The organism is Bradyrhizobium sp. Kon58 (assembly GCF_055807455.1).
In genome coordinates this window covers 630228-652536 of record NZ_JBVVOT010000001.1, presented here as the reverse complement: position 1 = coordinate 652536, position 22309 = coordinate 630228, and the positions used below count along the sequence as shown (strand labels likewise).

The window sequence follows — 22309 nt, the reverse complement described above, 5'->3', positions numbered from 1 at the left end:
TGTTCATTGCGACGAAGTGGGAGCGGAGATTGGGATCTCCAACTCGAAAACGGAGCCCCTGACACCCGATTTGACCAGCCTCAACCTTCCTCCGCACCTTGCGACCAGGTTGGAGGAGATGGCCAGTCCCAACCCCATACCGCCTTGCTTCGTCGTAAAGAAAGGGTCGAAGATGCGCTCTTGATGACGCGGTGTGATGCCGGTGCCCGAGTCCTCGACGGACAAATGAACCGCTGTACCACCATCGAGGGCAGTTTTCAGACGGAGCTCTCGTTGGTCGGCGGGGACAGAGCTCATTGCGTCAATCGCGTTTTTGCAGAGGTTCAGGACAATCTGCTGAAGCTCAGTGCCGTCCAGTGCGACTGGAGGTATGTTGCCCTGAAGCTCCATCGTCACTGATACGCCATTGGCCAGGAGATCGTGCTTCAACAGTCTCAGCGTAAGCTCCGCGATGTCCTCGACGTTTGCCGAAGCGCCGCCGCGCGCCGTTTTGATTGTCATCTCGCGAATGCTCGATATGATGTCGGCCGCCCGACCGCCGTCGGCTTCGATGTCACAGAGGATGTTCTCGAGTTCCTCGAGTTCAGGGGAGGCAGCTCGCAAGTGACTCAACCCTGTCGCAGCATTGAGCGAGATGGCCCCCAATGGCGATCTCAGCTCATGGGCGATCGCGCCAGTGACCGCGTCGATGCTGAGAAGCCGGTTCGCTCGTTCGCGTCGCTGCAGGGCAATGACGCTGGCAAGGCGCGAATAGATAAACATCGTTTCGATGAGCAATACGGTCAGCAACATGCAACTGCCGACCAGAACGAAACCGCGTGCTGCGTACCAACCGATGGTGAAGCGAACCGAGCTGCCGATGATCGCTACCAGAAAGTTCGGCAAGTAGGCGAGCAAAGTCACCATCAGCCAAAGGTCAAGAATGGTGCGCATGCGCGCAAACAGGACGGTGAGAGCAGTCACATTCCAAAGCAAAAGTATCAGGTTGACTTGATTACCGAGAGGCGTCTGATGCCTGACGTCGTTCACGTAGAAGCTAGGGAGAAATTCGGCTTTCGCAGTCACCATCCACGTCAGTGCTGCCACGGTGGCAGCGATGCAGCCGAAGGCTAGTACGATCACGGCTATTGCCGGTCTGCCTGGTCGGCCGGCGGTGGAGTGATCCTTTGTGAATCCGTACACCAGGATAGCCGCGGGAAAAGCCGTGTGCCAAAGCACGTAAAGCCAAGCGGGGCTATCCAGTCCATTTCCAATGACACCTGCGGTAGCGTATCCGTTCGGAAAGGCGAGCGTTTGCAAGAATGCGAACGATCCGCTGAAAACGTATCCACTTGCGAGTGCGAGAAGTGCCCGTTGGGGCTGGATCGCAAATTGAGCAAACAGCAGGGCTGCCGTGATAAACTCGGCCAGGGCCAACGCGGTCTGCAATACTGGAACGAAACCATTGATCTGGCCCAACTGGATCCGGGCGAACGGCGCGATGGCCGCTGCAAGGACGATGAGCAAGACGGCGACACCCACCGCCCAGGCCTTTTGGCGAGGGGTTGCGGGCATGTTCGCGATGATCAATGGGAATTCTTGCTCATCATCGTACGGGGGCTCGGCGGCTGCATTGGCCGATCGCTGGCTCGCTCGCGCAATGCCCGGCCCTGATGCTGTCGCACCGCCGCCAAGTCCCATGAACTTGCGCTGGCTCATTCCGCCTCCGGGACCACGAGACAGCATCTTACTCGTCCCCGCGCCCGTTGAAAGCCCATAAGGGGGATCGGCGTGTTCGGAAGAGACATCTGACGGCCGGACTTATGTTCGCAACATGGCCTCGATCTCTTGCGCCGCTTCAAGCAGCGTGCGGTCTTGTCCGCGCGCGGCGATGACCTGAAGACCGAATGGAAGTCCGCACCGATCCGTTCCGCACGGTATCGAAATCGCCGGCAGGCGGGCATGATTGACAAAGGGAGTTAACGCCGCGTGCGCGCGCGGACTCGCCACGCGGCCACCGATCGTGTCGGGTCCGGACTGGGTGAATGGCCAGGCGACACAGGGCACGGTTGGCGCCAGCAGCAGATCGACCTCCGTGAAGAATGCAGCGAAAGCATTGGCGATCGCGGCGCTTGCCAGCAGCGCACCGGTAACGTCGACGCCCGACCACGACAGCCCTCGCTCGATCTGCCTGGCGATGTCAGGATCGAAGACGGCCGGATTCTCGCGGAACGCGTCTCGATAGAGTGCGGCGAGCCCGGCGTGCTGAAGCGGCATGATGGCCTCTTCCGTCGCGCCCGCCGGCCAGACGGGATCGCGCTGCGCGATGCTGAGGCCTGCGGCGGAGAGACGCGCGATGGCGACAACGAGCCCGTGAGCGACAACATCATCGACGGCGACGTCGAGCCCAAGGCGTGGCGAGAACGCGATGCGCAGACCGGCGATGTTTTTGGCCTCTTTAGCGATGTGGGCTGAATCCGGGTCGCGCGGATCGATACCGGCCATCGCCTCGAACGCCAACGCGATATCGGCGATATCGGTGGCGATCGGCGCGATGACGGAGAGGCCGAAGAACGGTTCGGCGAAGCCGGGCCCATAGGGGATCGCGCCATACGACGGCTTGAACCCGGCGATGCCGACATGAGCCGGCGGCCTGCGGCTCGATCCGCCCGCATCGGTGCCGATCGCCAGCGGCACGAGGCCGGCCGCAACCGCGGCAGCAGGGCCGCCCGACGAGCCGCCGGGCGTCAAGGTGGGATCGAGTGGATGCCGCGTTGGCCCATACAGCGGCGAGGTTGTCACGCCCTTGCAGGCGAATTCTGACGTTGCGCCGATGCCGACGACGACGGCGCCGGCCTTGCGCAGCCGCTCGATCGCAATCGCGTCCCGCGGTGCGACGAATTCGGCGAACAAGCGCGAGCCCTGTGTCACACGCCAGTCGCCGACCCAGATGTTGTCCTTGACGATGACGGGGACACCGGCGAGCGGCATCGTCTCGCCGGCACGCAAGCGATCGTCGACCGCTGTGGCATCGGCAAGCGTACGTGCGGGAGCGGTCGTCACCACCGCGTTCAGCGCCTTGGCGGCCTCGATGCGCGTAAGCGCGGCCTTGGCAGTCTCGACCGCACTCGTTCGACCGGCAGAAACGTCGGCCGCAATCTCGCACGCGCTACTTTTTCCCTTTGTCATGGCATCCCCAGATCAGTGCCAATGTGCCGCAGAGGGCGAGGCACGCCAAGGCGACGAAGGCGGCACCGAGACTGGCTGCGCCGTCCAGGAGCGACACCAGCGCCGGCGCCGCCAAGAGGCCGGCATAGGATGCGGTCAGCACCGCGCCGGTCGTTTCGCCAATCCTGTCCTGCGGGGCGAGGCGTGCGATCTCGGCCACGAAGACACCGTTCCAGCCCGAGGCCGTCAGGCCGAACAGAGTTGCAATCGCAAACTGGCCCGTCCGTCCGAGCGATGCGCCGTCGAGGCCGAGCAGCGCGGCGCAGAAAGTCATGCCGAGGCCGATGACGACGAGAACTCCGCGTGAGGCGTTGAGGCGCATTGCGACGAGGCCCCAGCCGAGCCGGCCGACTAGCCCGCCGGCCTGGGCGCAGGCAAGCGCCATGCCGGCCTCGACATGGCTGAGGCCGAGTTCGCGGGTGCCGAGCGTGACGAAGACCGTATTGAGCGACACCTGCATCGCGCTGAACGGCATCGAGGCCAGCGCCAGCATTGCGATGCGCCGGTCCGCGGTCACCAGTGCCAGCCGCGTTCGAAGGCCAAGCTCTGGCAGTGGAACGACCTTCACGGCGTAGGCCGGCCGCAGGCGCTCGAACCATGCTGTCGCCAGCAGCGCACAGGCGCCGACGACTGCGTAGCACCAGGCCGCTCCCAGCGAGATTGCGATCACGGGCAGAACCAGCGAGCCGCAGACCGCGCCGATCTGGTTTCCGGTCTGGCGAACCGAGAACACGAACGCGCGCCGCTCGGCCGTCACGAGCCGCGCCAGCAGCGCCGCGCTTGCGGGGGTCTCCGGTCCGAAGGCGAGGCCAAGACAGAGGCCGGCTGCGAGCAGGGCCGCCGTCGAGCCGAGGGAAGCCAGCGCCATGCTGGCGATGATCGCCGCCGCGCAGAGGCTCGCGATCCGCAGCGAGCCCAGACGGACGATGAACCCGCCGCCCCAGAACGAGGCGGGGATGCCGACCGCGAACACGGCGCAGGAGAACATCGAGAGCTGCCAGACCTCGATATGGGCGCGCGGTGCCACCACGCCCGGCGCGAACAGAGCTAGCGCCACCAGCGCCTGAAGCGAGGTCATAGCGCCAAGCGCCGGCAACAATGCGGGCGCTGGCCGAACGGCCGTGTTTGCGTCTACCATGGTGCTGCGTTCATTGGAGGAACATCGTGGCAGGCGGCATTTCCATTCACGCGGTCGATGTGGCGAGCGGACGCCCGGCGCAGGGTCTGCGTGTCGATATCTGGCGGATTGATCCGGACTCGCTGCGCGTCGCCGACGGACGGCTTGCTGCCAACGGCGTGCTCGATCATCCCGTTGCGCAGGGCGCGGGCGTGACGACAGGCGAGTACGAGGTCCTGTTTCATCTCGGCGAGTTCTTTGGCGAGCGCGACGGGTTTCTCACGGTGACGCCGTTCCGCTTTCGCATCAAGAATGTTGACGAGCATTTTCACCTGCCGCTGAAATTCACGCGCTGGGGCTATTCGCTGTTCCGCGGCGCCTGATCAGTTGGTCAGCCGCCGCGACAACCCCGTGACGCGCTCCATGATCGCGACCAGCGCGACGGTCGCAATGATCAGCACGCCCGACAGCGCGGCGATGGTGACGTCGAGCTTGCCCTCGAGGTCCTGCCACATCCGGATCGGTAGCATGTCGGTTGCTGCATCGCGCAGGAATAGCGACACCGGGACGTTGTCGAACGACGACATGAAGGCGATGAAGGCGCCCGCGATGATGCCCGGCCGGATCAGCGGCAGCACGATGCGGCGGAACGTGTAGATGCGGCTGGCGCCCAGCACGGCCGAACTTTCCAGGAGGGTCGGCTCGAGCTGGGCCAGCGCCGCAATCGTGTTGCGCACGACATAGGGCACGCACACCACGGTATGGCCGATCACCAATGTCAGCGGCGACACCGGCAGTCCGACCAGCGAGAACAGCATCAACGCGGCGAGACCGAAGGCCAGCGCCGGCAGCACCAGAGGGGACATGAACAGGGAATCGAGCAGCCGCGCCGACAGCTTCGGCGAGCGCGAGATCGCGAGCGCTGCGGCAACGCCGAGCACCACTGACAGTCCCGTCGCCCATACCGCCACAATGAGGCTGTTCTTGGCGGCGAAGTGCAACTGCCAGGCGTTCCACAGCTCCGCGTACCAGCGCAGCGAATAGCCCGGCGGCGGGAAACGCAGCGAGAAGCCGCTGGTGAAGGAGACGATCAGCACCACCAGCGACGGCGCGATGATGATGACCAGCGCGATGATCGCGACCACGGTCATGACCAGCTCGAAGCTGAACGCCTCCAGGGTACGCTTGCGCCCGCTCATCAGGCGCCTCCATAGCCGCGCGACAGGCGGCCCAGCGTAGTGAAGACGGAGACGACCGCGAGCACGGCGAGCAGGAAGATGATCGAGATCGCGGATGCAAACGGCCAGTTCTGCAGCGTGGAGGCCTGCTGATAGAGATACATCGGCATGAACAGCATCTGTCCGCCGCCGATCAGCGACTGGGTGATGAAAGCAGTGATGGCGGCGGCATAGGTCAGCGTGCAGCCGGCGATCACGCCGGGCAGCGACAGCGGCAGCACGATCTTGAAGAAGGTGCGCCAGCTTCCGGCGCCGAGCGAGCAGGAGGCATCGTCGAGATTGGAATCGATCCGGTTGAGCGCGGTGATCAGCGGCAACGTCATCAGCGGCATTTGCACTTGCGCCAGCGCGATCACCACGCCGAACTGGGTGTAGAGCAGCTTCAAGGGCGTATTGATGATGCCAAGCGATTGCAGCGTCGCGTTGATAATGCCTTGGCGGCCGAGAATGACGATCCAGGCGAAGGTGCGCACCACGACGCTGGTCAGGAGCGGTAGCAGCACGATCAGGATGATGATGGTCTGAAGCCGCGGCCCGACCCGTTGGTAGAGCCAGGCGATGGGAAAGCCGAGCACGAGGCAGACGGTAGTCACCTCCGCCCCCAGCAGCAGCGTCGAGCCGAGCACGCTGAGGCTGAAGGGGTCGGTGAGGAAGTGCAAATATTGGCCGAGCCCCCAATGGAGCGCGGCCGTGTCGTTGTGGAGCGAGAGCCAGAGCAGTTGCAGCAGCGGCGCCACGAAGAAGACCAGGAAGAACAGCGCCAGTGGCACTGCCAATCCCATCCCGTAGGAGGTGACGTCCCGTGGTGCCGGTGCTGCGCCCATCGTCAGGTCCCTAAAGCTCTTAGATCTTGATCTCGCGGTTGAAACGCTCGATCCAGGCCGAGCGCTGCTCGTTGATCTTCTTCCAGTCCTGGAACACGAATTTCTGCTTCAGCTCCGCGGTGTCCTTGGCGAGCACGCGCGCAATCTCGCCGCCCATCGTCACCTTGGAATTGGTCGGCACGATCAGATAGGGCGGGTTCATCAGCGTGGTCTGCACCTCGGGCGTCAACGACGCCTCGATCAGCTTGAAGGCGAGCTCGCGGTTGGGCGAGTTCTTGACGATGTGGATCGTGGTCTTGAAGGCGATGGCGCCTTCCTTCGGGGCCACGAACTCGACCGGCACGCCGCGCGCTTTCAGGATCTGGATGGCGTTGAAATTGCCGGGCGAGATGTCGATCTGGCCCTGCTGGAACAGGGTGGCGAGCGCGCCGGGATTGGCGGCCACCGCAGCGAGATTGGGCTTCAGCTCCTCGATCGCCTTGAAGCCGGGATCGACATTGGCCTCCGAGCCGCCGCGCATCTTTGCGATCTCGACCAGCCATCCGGTCCCGAGCGTCGAGTTGAGGTTGGTGATGCCGACGCGGCCCTTGAACTCGGGCTTCCACAGATCGGCCCACGATGTCGGCGGCGTCTTGACGGCCTCCGGATTGTAGGTGAGGCCGACGACCTGAAAGAACGGGGCAGGGCCCATCGGCTCCTGGGCCTCGGCGATCAGGTCCTTGTAATAGGCGCTCTTCTCGACGGGGTATGGCTCGACCAGATCTTGGCCGATCGCGACCAGGGCCGGGCCGGGATCGTGCAGCATGACGTCGATCGGCGGATTGGCCTTGGCGGCGTTCACCTTGGCGATCTGGTCAACCGAGAGCATGGGGTCGAGCACCATCGCGGCGTCCGCGTTGGCCTTACGGAAGGCCGGCACCAGCACGGCCTTGTGCGCCTCCTCCCAGCTTCCGGTGAAGGTCGCAAACACCAGCGGGCGGGCCTGGGCATAGCTCAATCCGGGAAACGCCTTCATGGCACCGAGTGTGAGTGCGGTCGTCATCAGGCTTCGGCGGTTCATGATCATGGTCGAACTCCCTTTGGACAAATGCTGAATTTAAAGCGTTGCAGGAAAAGCGTTGGCCAGCGACGGGGCGAGCGGCGCGAGGCGTACCGCGGCGCCGCTCTCGAGCGTGCGCGCCTCGCCGATGCGCGCCTGCGAGATCTTGACGCCGGAGCCGTCGGCGGTGGTGATCTCGTGCACGACCGTGGCCCCGAGCGGCAGCGACATGCCGACCACGCCCGCAAAGCCGGTCTCGTCGCCGACGAATTGCAGATGCTCGGGTCGGATACAGACGGTGACGCGGCCGCCCTCGGCAAGCGCGCCACCCGCCGGCCGCGCAATGATCTCAGCGCCGGCATCGAGACGGACTTTTGCTGCCGTCCGGTCCGCCGAGACGACCACGCCGGGCATGCGGTTGCTGGCGCCGACGAAGGTGTTCACGAACAGCGTCTGCGGCCGGTCATAGACGTCGGACGGCGATCCGAACTGCTCGAGCTTGCCGTGGCTCAGCACCGCGACGCGGTCGGCCATCGACAGCGCTTCTTCCTGGTCATGGGTCACGATCAATGTGGTGATGCCGGAGACGCGCTGGAGCCGCTTGACCTCGATCTGCATGTCGAGCCGCAAATTCTTGTCGAGCGCGGCAAAGGGCTCGTCGAGCAGCAGGATCGACGGCTTGATCGCCAGCGCGCGAGCGAGCGCCACGCGCTGCTGCTGGCCGCCGGAGAGCTGCCGTGGCAGTCGTTCCGACATGGTCGGCAGCTGCACCAGATCCAGCAGGCGTTGCGCTTCGCGCTGGCGGGTTGCCTTGTCGATGCCGCGCGCGGCAAGCCCGTAAGCGACATTCTCGCTGATGCTAAGATGAGGAAACAGCGCGTAGTTCTGGAACACGATGCCGACGGCGCGGCGGTTCGGCGGCAGCGCATCGACGACGTCGTCGCCGATGATGATCCGTCCCTGCGTCTGCGCGATGAAGCCGGCGATGATGCGCAGCAGGGTGGTCTTGCCGCAGCCGGAGGGGCCGAGCAGGGCGATGATCTCGCCGCCCTTGATGTCGAGATTGATGTTCTCGACCGCGAGCGCGCCGCTCGGATAGCGGTGGGTGACGGCGTCGACGACGAGCGATCGGCCGCCTTGCACTTCAGCCATGATGCTGCCTCCCGTTGGCCCAAAGCAGAAAGCAAGTCTTGTGCCCGCCGCGCTCGCCTTTCGATGCGAGGTTTGGCATGGTGGGGCGATGACATCGGATCGATCGGTTTGCGACCTCACCGCCACAACCCTTGCATGCGCCATTGCGAAGGGCGAGCTGTCGTCGCGCGAGGTTGTCGAGGCGCATCTCGAACGGATTGCGCACCGAGACGTGCAATTGGCGGCATTTATGACTGTCGATGCGGAGGGCGCCCACCGTGCCGCGGAAATCTGCGATGCCGCGCCCGCGCCATTCGGTCCGCTGCACGGTGTGCCCGTAGGGATCAAGGACCTCACGGACACGGCGGGGCTCGCGACCACCTATGGGTCGGTTCTGTTTCGTGATCACGTCCCGGCCGAGGACGATCTCGTGGTCGCGCGGCTGCGGCGTGCCGGCGCGATCATCCTGGGCAAGACCAACACGCCGGAATTCGGCTTCGGTGCGGTCTGCACCAACAAATTGTGCGGGCCGACTCGCAATCCGTTCGATTCCGCGCTGACCTCGGGCGGTTCGTCCGGCGGCTCCGCTGTCGCGGTCGCGGCCGGCATGGTGCCACTGGCGCACGGCACCGATTTCGGCGGCTCGGTGCGCACGCCTGCGAGCTTCTGCGATGTCGCCTCGATCCGGCCGACGGCCGGCCGCATTCCATCGCCGCGCCGCCCGCTCGGCTGGGACATGCTGGCCTCCCAAGGTTTTCTGGCCCGCGGCGTCGACGATCTCGAACTTGCGCTGTCGATCTGTGCGGGAGGCGATGTGCATGACCCGCTCTCGATGGGCGTCGTCAATGACGAGCGGCCGGTTGCAGCACGTCCCCGGATCGCAGTGACGCCCGATTTCGGTGTCGCGCCCGTTGCGCGCGACGTCCGTGCGCGTTTCGCCGCGGCCTGCGAGGCGCTCGCGGGTGTTGCCGATGTGGTGCCGTCCGCGCCCGATTGCGGCGGTGCGATCGAGACATTTCGGACGCTGCGCGCCGCGCACATCGCCAACAGTTATGGCGAGCTGCTGAGGACGCGCCGCGCCGAGCTCACGCCCACCGTGATCTGGAACATCGAGGCGGGCGCAAAGCTCGCCGCGGAGGACTATCTCAACGCCGAACGGCGCCGCACCGACATCTACCGCAGCTTTCGCGAGCTGTTCAGCCACGTCGATTTCCTGGTCGCGCCGGCGGCGTCCGTTTTCCCTTGGTCGAATGAGATCAGCGACGTCACCGCGATCGATGGCGCAGCACTGGAGACGCCGATCGACTATCTCGCCATCACCTTCATCGTATCGCTGGTCGGTTTCCCGGTGCTGACCCTGCCGGCGCCGCGAGAGGAGAGCGAGCTGCCGTTCGGCATCCAGATCATTGCGCCACCGGGATGCGAATCCCGCCTGTTTGCCTTCGGCCGTGCCATCGAGAACGAACTGGGTTTTTCGCATCGCTGGCCGAAGCTCCCCTAGTTGTCGCGATGTTCGAGCCGGGCGGCGAGCGCATCGGCAAGGCCAAGGGTGGGTTTGGCGGCGGGGCGGCGGTACGTGCCTGCAGTTGCCTTGCGCAGGCGTAGCGCCACCAGCGCCTCCGCTTGCTTCACTGCGGCGACGACCTGATCGACGACAGGAACGGGGATCCGTTCGGCGACGCGCTCGGCAAGGCCCGAAAGTGGCGCGCCCGCGAAAATCAAAACATCGGCGTCGTTCTCGACGATCGCACGCTGAGCAAGTCCGACAAGCACATCTTCCTTCTCGGTGCCGACCTCCGAGATCGCCTGGAACGGCGTATCGAGCATGCGGATACCGGCGCAGCGCTCCCACAGCCCGTGGGCGCGGACGCATTCCTCGTACCAGGGGCCGAGCGCCTGGGCGAAGGTGACGATTGCGAAGCGGCGCCCGGCCATGCAGGCGGTCAGCATCGCCGCTTCCGCCATGCCGACCACAGGAATGTCGAAGGTTTCGCGCGCGGCGAACAGGCCGGGATCGCCGAAGGCGGCGATGATCGCTGCGTCGACCTTGCGGTGCTGCTCGGCCAGCATTTCCAGTGCGATAGCGCCGCCGATCTGTGCCTCGGTGCGCGTCGAGATATAGGGCACGCCGCGGGTCGCGGTGCAGGGGATCAGCTCGGTCCCGGGCGCAGCCGCGCGCTGCCCGACATCCGTCATCAACTGGGTGACAGCGGTGCTGGTGTTCGGGTTGAGCAGCAGCAGCTTCATGATTACGCCGCCGTCTGCTTGGCTTGAGAGGTGCCGATCACTTCGAGCAGGGCGGTGCCGGTGCGCCGGACATGGGCGCCGAGCAGGCGTCCTGCGGTTTCGCTATCGCGCGCCTCGATCGCGGCAAGGATGCCGGCGTGCTCGTCGACCGAATTGCTCCAGCGGCGGTCGGCGCCGAGCGCGAGGTAACGCGCGCGTTCGGCGCGGGAGATCAGCGTCTCGTGCGCTTCCCGCAACGGCGTGTTGCGCGCCATGCGGACGATGGTGTTGTGGATCTCGCCGTTGATGGCGAAGTACTCGTCGAGCTTGCCGTTGCGATGATGACCTTCCATGCGGGTCTGGAGCGTGCGCAGGCGGGCGAGATCGCGCACGGTGGCGCGCTCCGCGGCGAGCTCGGCGGCCAGCCGCTCGATGCCGGCCAGCGCCTCGAACAATTCCGAGATGCCGTCGACCGCGAGGCCCGCGATGCGCGGGCTGCGGTTGGGGCGCAGTTCGATCAATCCCTCCGCTGCCAGCACCTTCATCGCCTCGCGCAGCGGCGTGCGCGACACGCCGAGCTCCTTCGACAGCCTGGTTTCCTGGGTCTGCGATCCCGGCGGCAGCTCGCCGCGAATGATCATCGTCCGCATCCGCGCGGCGGCGCGCTCGTGCAGACCCATCCGCTTGAGTTTGGGCGACTTTCGGCCCGTAACCGGTTCGGATTTCTGCTGCACGCCGACCTTCCTGCTGACGTGCGATCGTAACCAATTTCCTTCGTATGAGGTGCCCAAATAGAAGACGTATGTGGCTCAAAACACATGCATATCGAATAAATTGTATGCAGCATGCAGATTGCGGGTTGCGTGGACGGATGCGGACGCGGATGATCTTTTGAGGAAGCGGAGGAGCGCTTTCGCCGCAACGGAGCGACTGCGATCGATGTCAATTATGCGCAAACGCCTCGGCATGATCACGCCCTCCTCCAATTCGGTGCTGGAGCCCGTCACCAGCGCGATGCTCGCCGACATTGATGGCGTCACCGCGCATTTCTCGCGCTTCCGGGTCACCGAGATCGCGCTCGACGCCGCGGCGCTGAACCAGTTCGATGCCTCGGTGATGCTGCCGGCGGCGGACCTGCTCGCCGACGCGAAAGTCGATGCCATCGCCTGGAACGGCACGTCCGCAAGCTGGCTCGGCATCAGCCGAGACCGGAGCCTTTGCGAGGCAATCACGGGGCGCGCCGGCGTGCCCGCGACAACGTCGACGCTTGCCTGCATCGATGCCGCGCGTGCGCTCGGCGCCAAGCGCGTTGGTCTCGTATCGCCCTATACCGACGACGTGCAGCGGCGTATCGGTGACGTCTGGGCCGAGGAGGGGATCGCCCCGCACGCGGAGCGGCACCTCGGACTGCGCGACAATTTCTCTTTCGGCGAGGTGGCGCCTGCGACGATTGCTGGCATGATCCGCGCGGTGGCGGCTGACGGCGCTGATGCTGTCGTCATCCTCTGCACCAACCTCGATGGCGCCGCGCTGGCGGCCTCGCTCGAACGGGAATTGAATGTCGCGGTGCTCGATTCGGTCGCGGTCACGCTGTGGCGAACCCTGGAGCTCGCGGGCGGCGACATCGGAGCTCTTGCCGATTGGGGCCGGATCTTCCAGACATCGGCGGTCATCAAGTGATGGAGACTCCTGTGACGCAGCTCGACCTCGCCATTCGCGGCGGCACCATCGTGACGGCCAGCGACGAGTTTCGCGCCGATATCGGCATTCGCGACGGCCGCATCGTCAGCATTGCTGATCATATCGAGGGTGCTGCCCGCGAGATCGACGCGGCCGGGCTGCTGGCGCTGCCGGGCGGGATCGATAGCCATGTCCACATCTCGCAGGCCTCCGGCCCCGACGTGGTGATGGCCGACGACTTCGCCTCGGCGACCCGTTCGGCAGCCGCCGGCGGCAACACCATGGTCCTCCCGTTTGCGCTTCAGGAGAAAGGCACGTCGCTGCGGGCCTGCGTCGAGAACTACCGCAAGCTCGCCGAAGGCGAGTGCTATATCGACGCGGCGTTCCATCTCATCATCTCCGATCCGACCGCGGTCGTGCTCGGGCAGGAGCTGGCGGCGCTGGTCAAGGACGGCTACACCTCGTTCAAGGTGTTCATGACCTATGATGACCTCGTGCTCAGCGACCAGCAGCTGCTCGAGGTCTTCGAGGTCGCGCGCCGCGAGGAAGCGCTGGTGATGGTCCATTGCGAAGGCTACGACGCCATCCGCTTCCTGACCAACAGGCTGGAACGCGAGGGCCATATCGCGCCCTATTATCACGGCGTGTCGCGGCCACAGGCGGTCGAGCGCGAAGCCACGCATCGTGCCATCAGTCATGCCGAGGTGATCGGCGTTCCCATCATGATCGTGCATGTCTCCGGGCGCGAGGCGATGGAGCAGGTGCGCTGGGCCCAGCAGCGCGGATTGCCTGTTCATGCCGAGACCTGCCCGCAATACATCACGCTGACGGCCGACGACATGAAGGGCCTGAACATGGACATGTCGGGCGCGAAATATGTCTGCTCGCCGCCGCCGCGCGATGCCGAAAGCCAGCAGGCGATCTGGGAGGGCATCACGTCAGGCGTGTTCCAGACCTTCTCGTCCGATCACTGCCCGTTCCGCTACGACGATCCCAAGGGAAAGCTGACGCCGAACGGCCGTACCTCGTTCCGCTGGGTGCCGAACGGCATTCCGGGTGTCGAGACCCGGCTGCCGATCCTGTTCTCCGAGGGCGTGTCGAAGGGACGAATCAGCCTGCAAAAATTCGTCGAGCTAACCGCGACCAACCATGCGCGCATCTACGGCCTCTATCCGCGCAAGGGCTCGATCGGCGTCGGCTTCGATGCCGATATCGTGCTGTGGGACCCCAAATTGAAGAAACCTATTCGGCAGGCCGATCTGCATCATGGTTCGGATTACACGCCATGGGAAGGCTTCGACGTCACGGGATGGCCGGTAACGACGATCGCCCGTGGTCGGGTGGTGTACGAACACGGCAGGATCGTCGGCGCCAAAGGTGCAGGCGACATTCTCAGCCGCGGCAGGTCGAGCCTGATCTGATCGAGCTCAACACATTGCTGCTCAACTGTGCCGCGCGTGCGCGGGCGCGATGGCTGTCTCAAGTCCGGTCATGCTGAAGTCGGAAAAGAACCCGGGGTGGGCTGCCGATCGAGGTGTTCGACGGATACCTTCTGTCTGCGCCAGGACCTAGTATCCGCGAGGAAGCTCCGATTTGATCTTTCGATACTGTCCTTCTAGCCTCACGGTGACGTCTCCCTCGCACGGGTGGTGCGAACGCAAGGGCTTGTTCAGTGAGGATTCTGATTGTCGAGGACGATGCCGCCATGGCGCGGGGCCTTGCCGAGCGGCTCAAGCTGTCCGGGTTCGCCGTCGATATCGAGGCTGACGGGGCTTCGGCGGCGCAGACCGCGTTGCTGGAACCCTACAGCCTCATCATCCTGGACATCAACTTGCCGAACGTGTCGGGTTTCGGAGTCCTGCACAAGATACGGCAAGCCGGGTCGACCGTTCCGGTCATGATTCTGACTGCCCGTTATACGGTCGGCGACAAGGTCAGCGGGCTCGATCTCGGCGCCGACGATTACCTCTCCAAGCCGTTTGATATCGCCGAGTTTGATGCCCGCGTCCGTGCGCTCGTGAGAAGGGGGCAGGGGCTGCCCAATCCGACCTTGATCTGCGGCCCGCTCGCGTACGACCGCGCCGCGGGCACGATTACGCTGAGCGGCCGGCCGCTTGAGTTGCGACGGCGCGAGTTTGCCGTGTTGGAAGTGCTGATGACCCGCGCCGGCAAAGTCGTGTCCAAGGAGCGTCTGATCGCGGAGGTATTTGGCTTCGACGAGGCGGTAGCGCCTAACGCGGCGGAACTCTATGTTGGTCGCGTTCGCCAGAAACTCGGTCCCGACGGGCCGCGGATCCGCACCGTCCGCGGGCTAGGGTATCTGCTGGAGGTATAGTGATCGCCACCTGGCGGCCGTCGTTGAGGCGAACGCTCCTCACCAATCTGGTGGCGCCCGCCATTGTATTGGCGATCGTGCTTGGAATCGGCGGTATGTTGCTGATCCAGCGCGTTGTCCAGACAGTCCATGACCGGTTGCTCGATGGGTCGGTTCTCGCCATCGCCGAACGCGTCGGCGTGGAAGATGGCGAACTGACCGTCGACTTGCCGCAGGTTGCGCTCGGCATGCTGGAAAGCCAGTCGCACGATAGCATTTACTACAGCGTGACTTACCTCGGCGAATTGATCACCGGGTACAAGGATCTTCCATTGGCCGGCTTCGATCGATTGAAGGCTGGCGAAACCGGCCATCGCGATGGTGCGTATCGCGGCAAGACGGTTCGTATCGGCGCGCAGGCGCGGCAGGTCTACGGCAGGCCAGGGCTGGTCCTCGTCGCAGTGGCCGAAACGGTGCAGGCGCGCCGCGTCGTCGAACGTGAAATGCTGATCGGACTAGCGATGCTCGAGGCCGGGTTGATTAGCCTCATCGCTTGCCTCGGCTGGTACGCGGTCGATCGAGGCCTGAGGCCGCTTGGCGAACTCAAGCAAGAAATCGACGCGCGCGGTATTCAGGGCGGTCCAAATCTCAGTCCGCTCGACCTTTCCCGGGTGCCGCGGGAAGCTTTAGCACCGGCGCTCGCGGTAAATTCCCTGCTACAGCGGCTGGATCTGGCCATTGGACTGGTGCGCCGATTCACCGCCGATGCCTCGCATCAGATGCGAACGCCGTTGGCGATATTGCGGACGCATCTCGATCTGGTGCGACGCCTGGGGTCGGAGACGCCGGCGGGCCAATCTGCTCTCAACGAGGTCGATAACGCCATCAACCGTCTTGAACGGCTGCTCGGGCAGCTCGTGACACTGGCTCGGGCCGACGAGCAGAACATTGCGCAGCCGGCCGCCGAGAGCGTTGACCTGAACGAGGTCGCCTTCAATGTCCTGTCGGAGCGTGCCCCACAGGCTTTCGCGCGCGATATCGACGTCCAGTTCGATCGATCTGACGGTCCGGCGGTTATCGCCGGTAATACCGTCCTGATTGGCGAATTGCTGGCAAACCTGATTGACAATGCCATCCGCTACAACCGCCCCGGGGGGATGGTCCTGGTTCGCGCGGTTGCCGACGCCACGACCGCGCGAATTGAAGTCGAGGATACCGGTCCGGGAATTCCGGAGGCCCATCTGGCCCGTGTCTTCGAACGTTTTTATCGGATTCCGATGGCAAACGGCCCTGAGGGTAGCGGCCTTGGACTGGCCATCGTGAAAGCCTTGTCGGACCGTCTCGGAGCTCAAATCGTGCTTGCACCTGGCCCGGAAGGCCGGGGCCTGCGGGTTTCCGTGAGCTTTCCTCTTGCCAAGCGTGATGGTGAAAGCTCAAGTTGAGGCCGGATTGTGCGCTGCCGTACAAGTGGCTGCAGTCCCGAACAAACTGAGGTCCGCAAAGCGGATCATCGATGAGGAAGCGTCCCGATGGGGGCTGCCAAAGCCTTGGTCTTGTGCGTTGGAGTCTTGCTCGCATGGCCTGCCATGTCGGAGCAGGCGCAAGTAAGTCCTCCCAAGGAGCAAGCATCCGCTATCGCCGGAGTTCGAGAGCAACTCAACATCGTATCGACAACCCAGGACGCGGACGTCGCCGACTTGCTTGCCGATTTCCGGGCAAGTCATCCGGACATCGAGATCGTCCATACAAAGATCAATTCCAACGACATCTACAATCAAGTCGTGGATCCCTCGACCTCCAGCGCAGCACCCGGAGACATTGTCTGGAGCTCCGCGATGGATCTGCAGATTAAGCTCGTCAATGACGGCTATGCCCAACCCTATGTGTCGAAGGAAATTGCGCATATCCCGGATTGGGCAATCTGGAAAGACGAAGCCTATGCCATCACGGCGGAGCCGATTGTCATTGTTTATAACAAGAACCTCGTTGCGGAGTCCGACGTTCCCCGAACCCGCGCCGATCTGAAGAGCCTTCTAACCCGAAAGCCTGATACCTATCGGGGCAAGATCGCAACCTATGACCCGGAGCAGAGCGGGACCGGATTCCTGTTCATCACGCGTGATGCCGGAATCACCAGGACGACCTGGGATATGGTCCGCGCGTTTGGCAGCGCCGGCATCAAGCTTTATTCGACCACCGGAACGGTACTGGATCGGATTTCATCTGGCGAACATCTGATCGCCTACAATATGATAGGGTCTTACGCGATCGAACGGGCCAAGGAAGATGCCTCAATCGGAATAGTGTTTCCTGCCGACTACATCACGTTGATGTCGCGCATAGCCTTCATACCGGTCACCGCGCCGCACCCGGAATCCGCGAAACTGTTCCTCGATTACTTGCTTTCGGAACGCGGTCAGAAGTTTCTCCTGGCCCGATCGGTCGGTCCTGTGCGCCTCGGCCTCGGTGCAGAAGGTGTCATACCTGCGGATCGCAGCAACGCGGTCAAGCCGATCCATATTGGTGCGGAATTGCTCACCTATCTCGATCAAGCAAAACGAGCGAGCTTTCTCAAAGAGTGGCGCCGCGCATTGCAGGATCGATAGAGATCCACGGATTTGGATTTCGAACGGAATAACATCCGAGAGAAACCCCATATCTGCCGGCTCGCCAAGCGCACCGTCTTCACTCCGACTTCGACCAGATTTTCCTGCAGGGTGCATCAGCGACAGGTTGATGACAGGCAGCTGATATACGGTGAGGCAGCCTAGCTTGAACGATAGCGCCTCGCGTATCGGTCAATCCGGCCGCGATCAAGTTTGCAACACCTGCCAGACGGGTGAACAAGACAAAGAATCACAAACGATAAAAGGGAGGACGGCATGACGGCTACCACCGGACAGTCGAAGCTTGGCATGGTGCTCCGCGTCACCAGTGGCAACTTTCTTGAGATGTTCGATTTCTTTCTGTCAGGCGTCTACGCGTCGTACATCGCCAAAGCATTCTTCCCGCTGGAAAATGAATACGCGTCACTGCTGCTGACCTTTGTCGCGTTTGGCGCAGGCTTTCTGATGCGTCCGCTCGGCGCCATCATCCTCGGCGCCTACGTGGATCGGATCGGCCGGCGCCAAGGCCTGATCGTTACATTGTCCATCATGGCTGCCGGGACGGTGCTCATCGCGTTCGTGCCAAGTTACGCAACCATTGGCATATTGGCCCCGATTCTCGTCTTGATTGGACGCCTGCTGCAGGGCTTCTCGGCTGGCGTCGAGCTTGGTGGTGTTTCCGTCTATCTCTCGGAAATGGCCACACCGGGAAAGAAGGGTTTTTACGCCAGCTGGCAATCGGCAAGTCAACAAGTCGCGATCATTGTCTCGGCCTCGCTGGGATTCGCTCTGAATGCCTGGCTTGCACCGGCGCAGCTTGACGATTGGGGCTGGCGCATTCCGTTCTTCATCGGCTGCCTGATCGTTCCTTTCGTATTTTTCATTCGACGCTCGCTGCAGGAAACCGATGAATTCCTGGCGCGGAAGCATCATCCGACACCCCGCGAGATCTATCGCTCCATCCTCGCAAACTGGAGCATTGTTCTTGCCGGGATGATGATGGTGATCATGACCACGGTGTCGTTCTACCTCATTACCGTCTACACGCCGACGTTCGGCAAATCGGTCCTCAAGCTGACCGCGGGCGATGGCCTGATCGTGACGATTTGCGTGGGAATATCGAACTTCATCTGGCTTCCCATCATGGGCTCGTTGTCCGATCGGATTGGTCGTCGGCCGATCCTCATCGCCTTTTCGACTTTGGCATTTCTGACTGCATATCCCGCGCTTTCCTGGTTGGCCGCAGGCCCGACGTTCCCGAAGATGTTGACCGTCCTGCTTTGGTTGTCTTTCATCTACGCCAGCTACAACGGCGCGATGATCGTCGCATTGACCGAAGTCATGCCGGTGGGTGTACGAACGTCGGGATTCTCCCTCGCCTATAGTCTGGCAACGACGTTCGGTGGGTTTACGGCAGCGATCTGCACCTGGCTGATCGCTGCCACTGGTGACAATGCGTCGCCGGGATATTGGATGAGCGCGGCAGCACTCTGTGGTCTGGCCGGGACGTACCTCGTTTACAGGCCGCAGGAACGACGCGCGCTATCCGGGGCCAATTCGGCCGAGACAGTGATAGGGACGTGACCACCAAAGTGCTCGATGACGTCGATCGTCATCGAGCAAGCACAGTCCCCGACCAACTGCATCGAAGGAAATTGCCGATGAGCGTGACGATCGTCGTGCGCAGGCTAGTTGCGCTGAGCTTGCTGATTGTTTTGACGGCCGCGGCGGGACTAGCCGGGGCGTCCGAGGTCAGGGTCATGATCTCGGGAGGCTTGGCGACGCCTTATAAGGAGCTCGTACCGCAATTTGAACGCGCGACGGGAAACACGGTCGTCACGGCCTATGGCCCTTCGATGGGTAGGACGGAGAATGCCATCCCCGTGCGACTGGCACGCGGCGAGGCAGCGGACGTGCTCATCATGGTTGGCGACGCGCTTGGCGAAATGATCGAGCAGGGCAGGGCGGTCGGAACCAGCCGGGTCGACCTGGTACGCTCGCCGATCGGGATCGCGGTACGCGCCGGCACGCCAAAGCCTGACATCGGTACGCCTGATGCATTGAAACAGGCACTGTTGAACGCGAAGTCGGTTGCCTACTCCGATAGCGCCAGCGGCGTCTATGTCGGCACCGAGCTGTTCAAGCGTCTCGGGATTGCCGCCGAGATGAAGGACAAGGCCAAAATGATTCCGGCCGAGCCGGTCGCGAGTGTTGTTGCTCGCGGTGATGCCGAACTCGGCTTTCAACAGATCAGCGAACTTCTGCCGATCGCTGGAGCCGACCTTGTCGGGCCGCTCCCGCCAGACGTCCAGAAAATCACGATCTTTTCTGCAGGCATAACCTCCAGTGCCAGTCAGCCGGAAGCCGGACGGGCTCTCATTGCCTTCCTCGCTTCAGCTGCAGCCGCTCCAACCTTGAAAAAAGCGGGTCTCGATCCCTTTGCGGCATCGGAAAAATAGACCGGCTTCAGATCTGCGGGAGGCGAGAGGACGTCATGACTTCAACTGCTGCGCAGCCATCGCGCATGGAAAAGGAAACAATGCGGAAGGTGACGTTCCGCATCATTCCCTTCCTGATGGTCTGTTACTTCATCGCGTTCGTCGACCGCGTCAACGCCGGTTTCGCCGCGCTACAAATGAACCAGGATATCGGCCTCTCGTCGGCCGCGTTCGGCCTCGGAGGCGGGCTGTTCTACATCACCTATGTCCTTTGCGAGGTGCCGAGCAATCTGGCGATGGAGAAGGTGGGAGCTCGGCTCTGGATCGCGCGGATCATGATCACATGGGGCATCGTCGCCGCATGCATGGCGCTGGTGGTTGGGCCCAACTCGTTTTATCTCGTGCGGATGCTCCTGGGGGCTGCCGAGGCAGGGTTCTTTCCGGGCGTCATTCTCTACTTGACCTATTGGTTTCCCGCCGAATACCGCGGCCGGATCGTCGCGGTCTTCATGGTTGCGATTCCGATCTCGAGTTTCCTCGGCTCGCCGATTTCCGCCTCGTTGCTGCAGCTTGAGGGATATCTCGGCTATCACGGCTGGCAGTGGATGTTCGTGCTGGAGGCGGTACCTGCGGTACTTCTCGGTATAGCCTCGTTCTTCGTGCTGCCCAACGGGCCTGCCAATGCGCGATGGCTCACCGATGCGCAGCGCAACTGGCTGGCCAATCGACTGGCCGCCGACACTTCTTCGCCGAAAAAGGCCGCGGGGCATTTGTCGCTTTGGCAGGTCGTGTCGAACAAATATGTTCTCGCCGCCTCGCTGATCTATGCCGGCGCGTCCGGCTCGAGCCAGGTTCTTTCGCTGTGGCAGCCCCAGATCATCAAGTCGTTCGGCCTGAGCAACATGGAAACCGGATTGGTCAATTCCATCCCGTTCGGAATTGCGTCGGTGCTGATGGTGCTCTGGGGCCGGAATTCGGATCGCACGCGCGAGCGAACCTGGCATACAGCGATTCCGCTGCTGCTATTGGCGATCAGCCTTTCGGTAGCTCCATTCACCAGCGCGCTGCTTCCGGTCGTTCTGTTGCTGTGTGTCTCGGTCACGGCCACCTACATCGTCAAGGGGCCGTTCTGGGCCCTTGCCACGGAATGGATGTCGGCTGGCGTTGCCGCCGCTGCGATCGCCCAGGTCAACGCGATCGGAAACATCGGCGGATTTCTGGGGAGCTATCTTCTTGGCGTGATCAAGGACGCTACCGGCAGCTACTCACTGGGGCTGCTCCCGCTTGCCGCTCTTTCCGGTGCGGGGTGCATCATGGTGCTGGCGCTCAGCCGAAATCCACAACGCCACGCCGCGACCGTGCAGGAGCCGGTCCATTGAACGCGGGGCCAACGTTTCGAAGGACGCCGGCTGAAAACGCCGTTTCATTCATGGGGATTTGCGATGACCACAGCTAGATCACTGCAGAAGCGGCCCGCTACGCTCATTCCAGGCGATGGTATCGGCCCCGAGATCGTGAAATCGGCCGTCGACATTCTCGAAGCGCTCGGCTCTCCGTTCGAATGGGACATCCAGCAGGGTGGCCTGGCCGCGATCGAGGAAAGCCGTGATCCGCTGCCGCAGGCGACGCTGGACAGCATCCGGCGCACGCGGCTTGCCCTGAAGGGCCCGCTAACGACGCCGGTGGGGGGAGGATTCCGGTCGATCAATGTTCGTCTGCGCGAGGAGTTCGGCCTTTACGCCAATTTGCGGCCGGTTCGCAGCATGGTTCCCGGAGGACGATTCGACGAAATCGATATCGTGCTGGTGCGAGAGAACCTCGGCGGCCTCTATGTCGCTTTCGAACACTACATCCCGATTGGCGACGATCCGCACGCGGTCGCCATTTCGACCGGGGTCAACACCCGCGAAGGATCGCGCAAGATCATCGAATTCGCATTCCACTACGCGCTCAAAAACGGTCGCAAGAAGGTGACCGTCGTACATAAGGCCAACGTGCTGAAGGCGCTGACCGGCATCTTTCTCGAGGTTGGTCACGAGGTTGCAAAGAAGTACGAGGGCAGGGTCAAAATGGACGATCGCATCGTCGATGCCACGGCGATGCAGCTCGTCATGAATCCCTGGCAGTTCGACGTCATCGTCACCACCAATTTGTTCGGCGACATTCTGTCCGATCAGCTCGCCGGGTTGGTCGGCGGTCTCGGCATGGCTCCCGGTGCCAACATTGGACCGGATGCGGCCATCTTCGAGGCCGTGCACGGCTCGGCGCCGGATATCGCCGGCAAGGGAATCGCCAATCCGCTCGCTTTGCTGCTGGCGGTCGGGCTGATGCTGGAGCACATTGATCAGCCTGATCTTGCGAACCGTCTCAGAACGGCGATTGATCAGGTTTTACGGAAGGACGGAGTTCGTACTCCGGATCTTGGGGGTAAAGCATCCACCACCGATTTCACCCAAAGCATCATTCGTCGGTTGGGATAACCGGCAACC

The 22309-nt window shown here is 63.0% G+C and carries 20 protein-coding genes; 11 read left to right on the top strand and 9 right to left on the bottom strand.

All coding sequences use genetic code 11. From position 1 onward, the window contains the following. Positions 1-3 precede the first annotated feature (3 nt). The 3 genes from AC0L20_RS03250 to AC0L20_RS03240 form a co-directional block, all read right to left on the bottom strand. A complete protein-coding gene (locus AC0L20_RS03250; protein ID WP_473287398.1) occupies positions 4-1698 on the bottom strand; it encodes an MASE4 domain-containing protein in 1695 nt (564 codons plus the stop codon). Positions 1699-1800: 102 nt separating this feature from the next. Next, positions 1801-3168 (bottom strand): amidase, encoded by a 1368-nt coding sequence (locus AC0L20_RS03245; RefSeq protein WP_473287397.1) that lies wholly within the window; start codon positions 3166-3168, stop codon positions 1801-1803. Beyond that, positions 3149-4345, bottom strand: coding sequence for an MFS transporter (locus AC0L20_RS03240; protein WP_473287396.1), 1197 nt, complete (start codon positions 4343-4345; stop codon positions 3149-3151). Before AC0L20_RS03240 ends, AC0L20_RS03245 begins: the two co-directional genes overlap by 20 nt. Before the next feature lie 26 nt (positions 4346-4371). On the opposite strand from AC0L20_RS03240, the gene AC0L20_RS03235 reads away from it, so the two are divergent. Further along, on the top strand, positions 4372-4707 hold the full coding sequence (locus AC0L20_RS03235; protein WP_473287395.1) for a hydroxyisourate hydrolase: 336 nt from the start codon (positions 4372-4374) through the stop codon (positions 4705-4707). Here the strand turns inward: AC0L20_RS03235 and AC0L20_RS03230 are convergent, their stop codons facing one another. The 4 genes from AC0L20_RS03230 to AC0L20_RS03215 are packed head-to-tail and all read right to left on the bottom strand — an operon-like array spanning position 4708 to position 8577. After that, the gene (locus tag AC0L20_RS03230; RefSeq protein ID WP_473287394.1) at positions 4708-5523 is read right to left on the bottom strand and encodes an ABC transporter permease; all 816 of its coding nucleotides are present in this window, start codon (positions 5521-5523) and stop codon (positions 4708-4710) included. Further along, the gene (locus AC0L20_RS03225) at positions 5523-6386 is read right to left on the bottom strand and encodes an ABC transporter permease (RefSeq protein WP_473287393.1); all 864 of its coding nucleotides are present in this window, start codon (positions 6384-6386) and stop codon (positions 5523-5525) included. Before AC0L20_RS03225 ends, AC0L20_RS03230 begins: the two co-directional genes overlap by 1 nt. Before the next feature lie 19 nt (positions 6387-6405). Then, positions 6406-7452: an ABC transporter substrate-binding protein gene (locus tag AC0L20_RS03220; RefSeq protein WP_008138281.1), complete on the bottom strand. Its 1047-nt coding sequence runs from the start codon at positions 7450-7452 to the stop codon at positions 6406-6408. A 30-nt stretch (positions 7453-7482) separates the two neighbouring features. After that, the gene (locus tag AC0L20_RS03215; RefSeq protein WP_473287392.1) at positions 7483-8577 is read right to left on the bottom strand and encodes an ABC transporter ATP-binding protein; all 1095 of its coding nucleotides are present in this window, start codon (positions 8575-8577) and stop codon (positions 7483-7485) included. Between the two features lie 88 nt (positions 8578-8665). Between AC0L20_RS03215 and AC0L20_RS03210 the strand changes: the two genes are divergently transcribed. Further along, complete coding sequence (locus tag AC0L20_RS03210) at positions 8666-10057, top strand: amidase (protein ID WP_473287391.1); 1392 nt, start codon at positions 8666-8668, stop codon at positions 10055-10057. Here the strand turns inward: AC0L20_RS03210 and AC0L20_RS03205 are convergent. Continuing rightward, positions 10054-10803 carry an aspartate/glutamate racemase family protein gene (locus AC0L20_RS03205; RefSeq protein WP_473287390.1) on the bottom strand — a complete coding sequence of 250 codons (750 nt, stop codon included), beginning with the start codon at positions 10801-10803 and terminating at the stop codon, positions 10054-10056. The genes AC0L20_RS03210 and AC0L20_RS03205 overlap by 4 nt on opposite strands. A gap of 2 nt (positions 10804-10805) precedes the next feature. Continuing rightward, positions 10806-11516: a GntR family transcriptional regulator gene (locus AC0L20_RS03200; protein ID WP_473287389.1), complete on the bottom strand. Its 711-nt coding sequence runs from the start codon at positions 11514-11516 to the stop codon at positions 10806-10808. Positions 11517-11721: 205 nt separating this feature from the next. Between AC0L20_RS03200 and AC0L20_RS03195 the strand changes: the two genes are divergently transcribed. The 9 genes from AC0L20_RS03195 (at position 11722) to AC0L20_RS03155 (ending at position 22300) form a co-directional block, all read left to right on the top strand. Further along, positions 11722-12462, top strand: coding sequence for a maleate cis-trans isomerase family protein (locus tag AC0L20_RS03195; protein WP_473287388.1), 741 nt, complete (start codon positions 11722-11724; stop codon positions 12460-12462). Between the two features lie 11 nt (positions 12463-12473). Next, a complete protein-coding gene (hydA, locus tag AC0L20_RS03190) occupies positions 12474-13883 on the top strand; it encodes a dihydropyrimidinase (RefSeq protein ID WP_473287387.1) in 1410 nt (469 codons plus the stop codon). A gap of 251 nt (positions 13884-14134) precedes the next feature. Beyond that, positions 14135-14797 (top strand): response regulator, encoded by a 663-nt coding sequence (locus AC0L20_RS03185; RefSeq protein ID WP_473287386.1) that lies wholly within the window; start codon positions 14135-14137, stop codon positions 14795-14797. Then, on the top strand, positions 14797-16218 hold the full coding sequence (locus AC0L20_RS03180; RefSeq protein WP_473287385.1) for a sensor histidine kinase: 1422 nt from the start codon (positions 14797-14799) through the stop codon (positions 16216-16218). The genes AC0L20_RS03185 and AC0L20_RS03180 overlap by 1 nt, the downstream gene beginning before the upstream one ends. An 87-nt stretch (positions 16219-16305) precedes the next feature. After that, positions 16306-17382, top strand: coding sequence for an ABC transporter substrate-binding protein (locus tag AC0L20_RS03175; protein ID WP_473287384.1), 1077 nt, complete (start codon positions 16306-16308; stop codon positions 17380-17382). 276 nt (positions 17383-17658) lie between these two features. Next, entirely contained in the window at positions 17659-18966 is a 1308-nt protein-coding gene (gene tcuC, locus AC0L20_RS03170; RefSeq protein WP_473287383.1) for a tricarballylate/proton symporter TcuC, read from the top strand. Positions 18967-19043: 77 nt separating this feature from the next. Beyond that, positions 19044-19841 (top strand): substrate-binding domain-containing protein, encoded by a 798-nt coding sequence (locus tag AC0L20_RS03165; protein ID WP_473287471.1) that lies wholly within the window; start codon positions 19044-19046, stop codon positions 19839-19841. A gap of 35 nt (positions 19842-19876) precedes the next feature. After that, positions 19877-21199, top strand: a complete 1323-nt coding sequence (locus AC0L20_RS03160; RefSeq protein WP_473287382.1) for an MFS transporter — start codon at positions 19877-19879, stop codon at positions 21197-21199. Between the two features lie 63 nt (positions 21200-21262). Further along, positions 21263-22300 carry an isocitrate/isopropylmalate dehydrogenase family protein gene (locus AC0L20_RS03155; protein WP_473287381.1) on the top strand — a complete coding sequence of 346 codons (1038 nt, stop codon included), beginning with the start codon at positions 21263-21265 and terminating at the stop codon, positions 22298-22300. Positions 22301-22309: the final 9 nt, after the last annotated feature.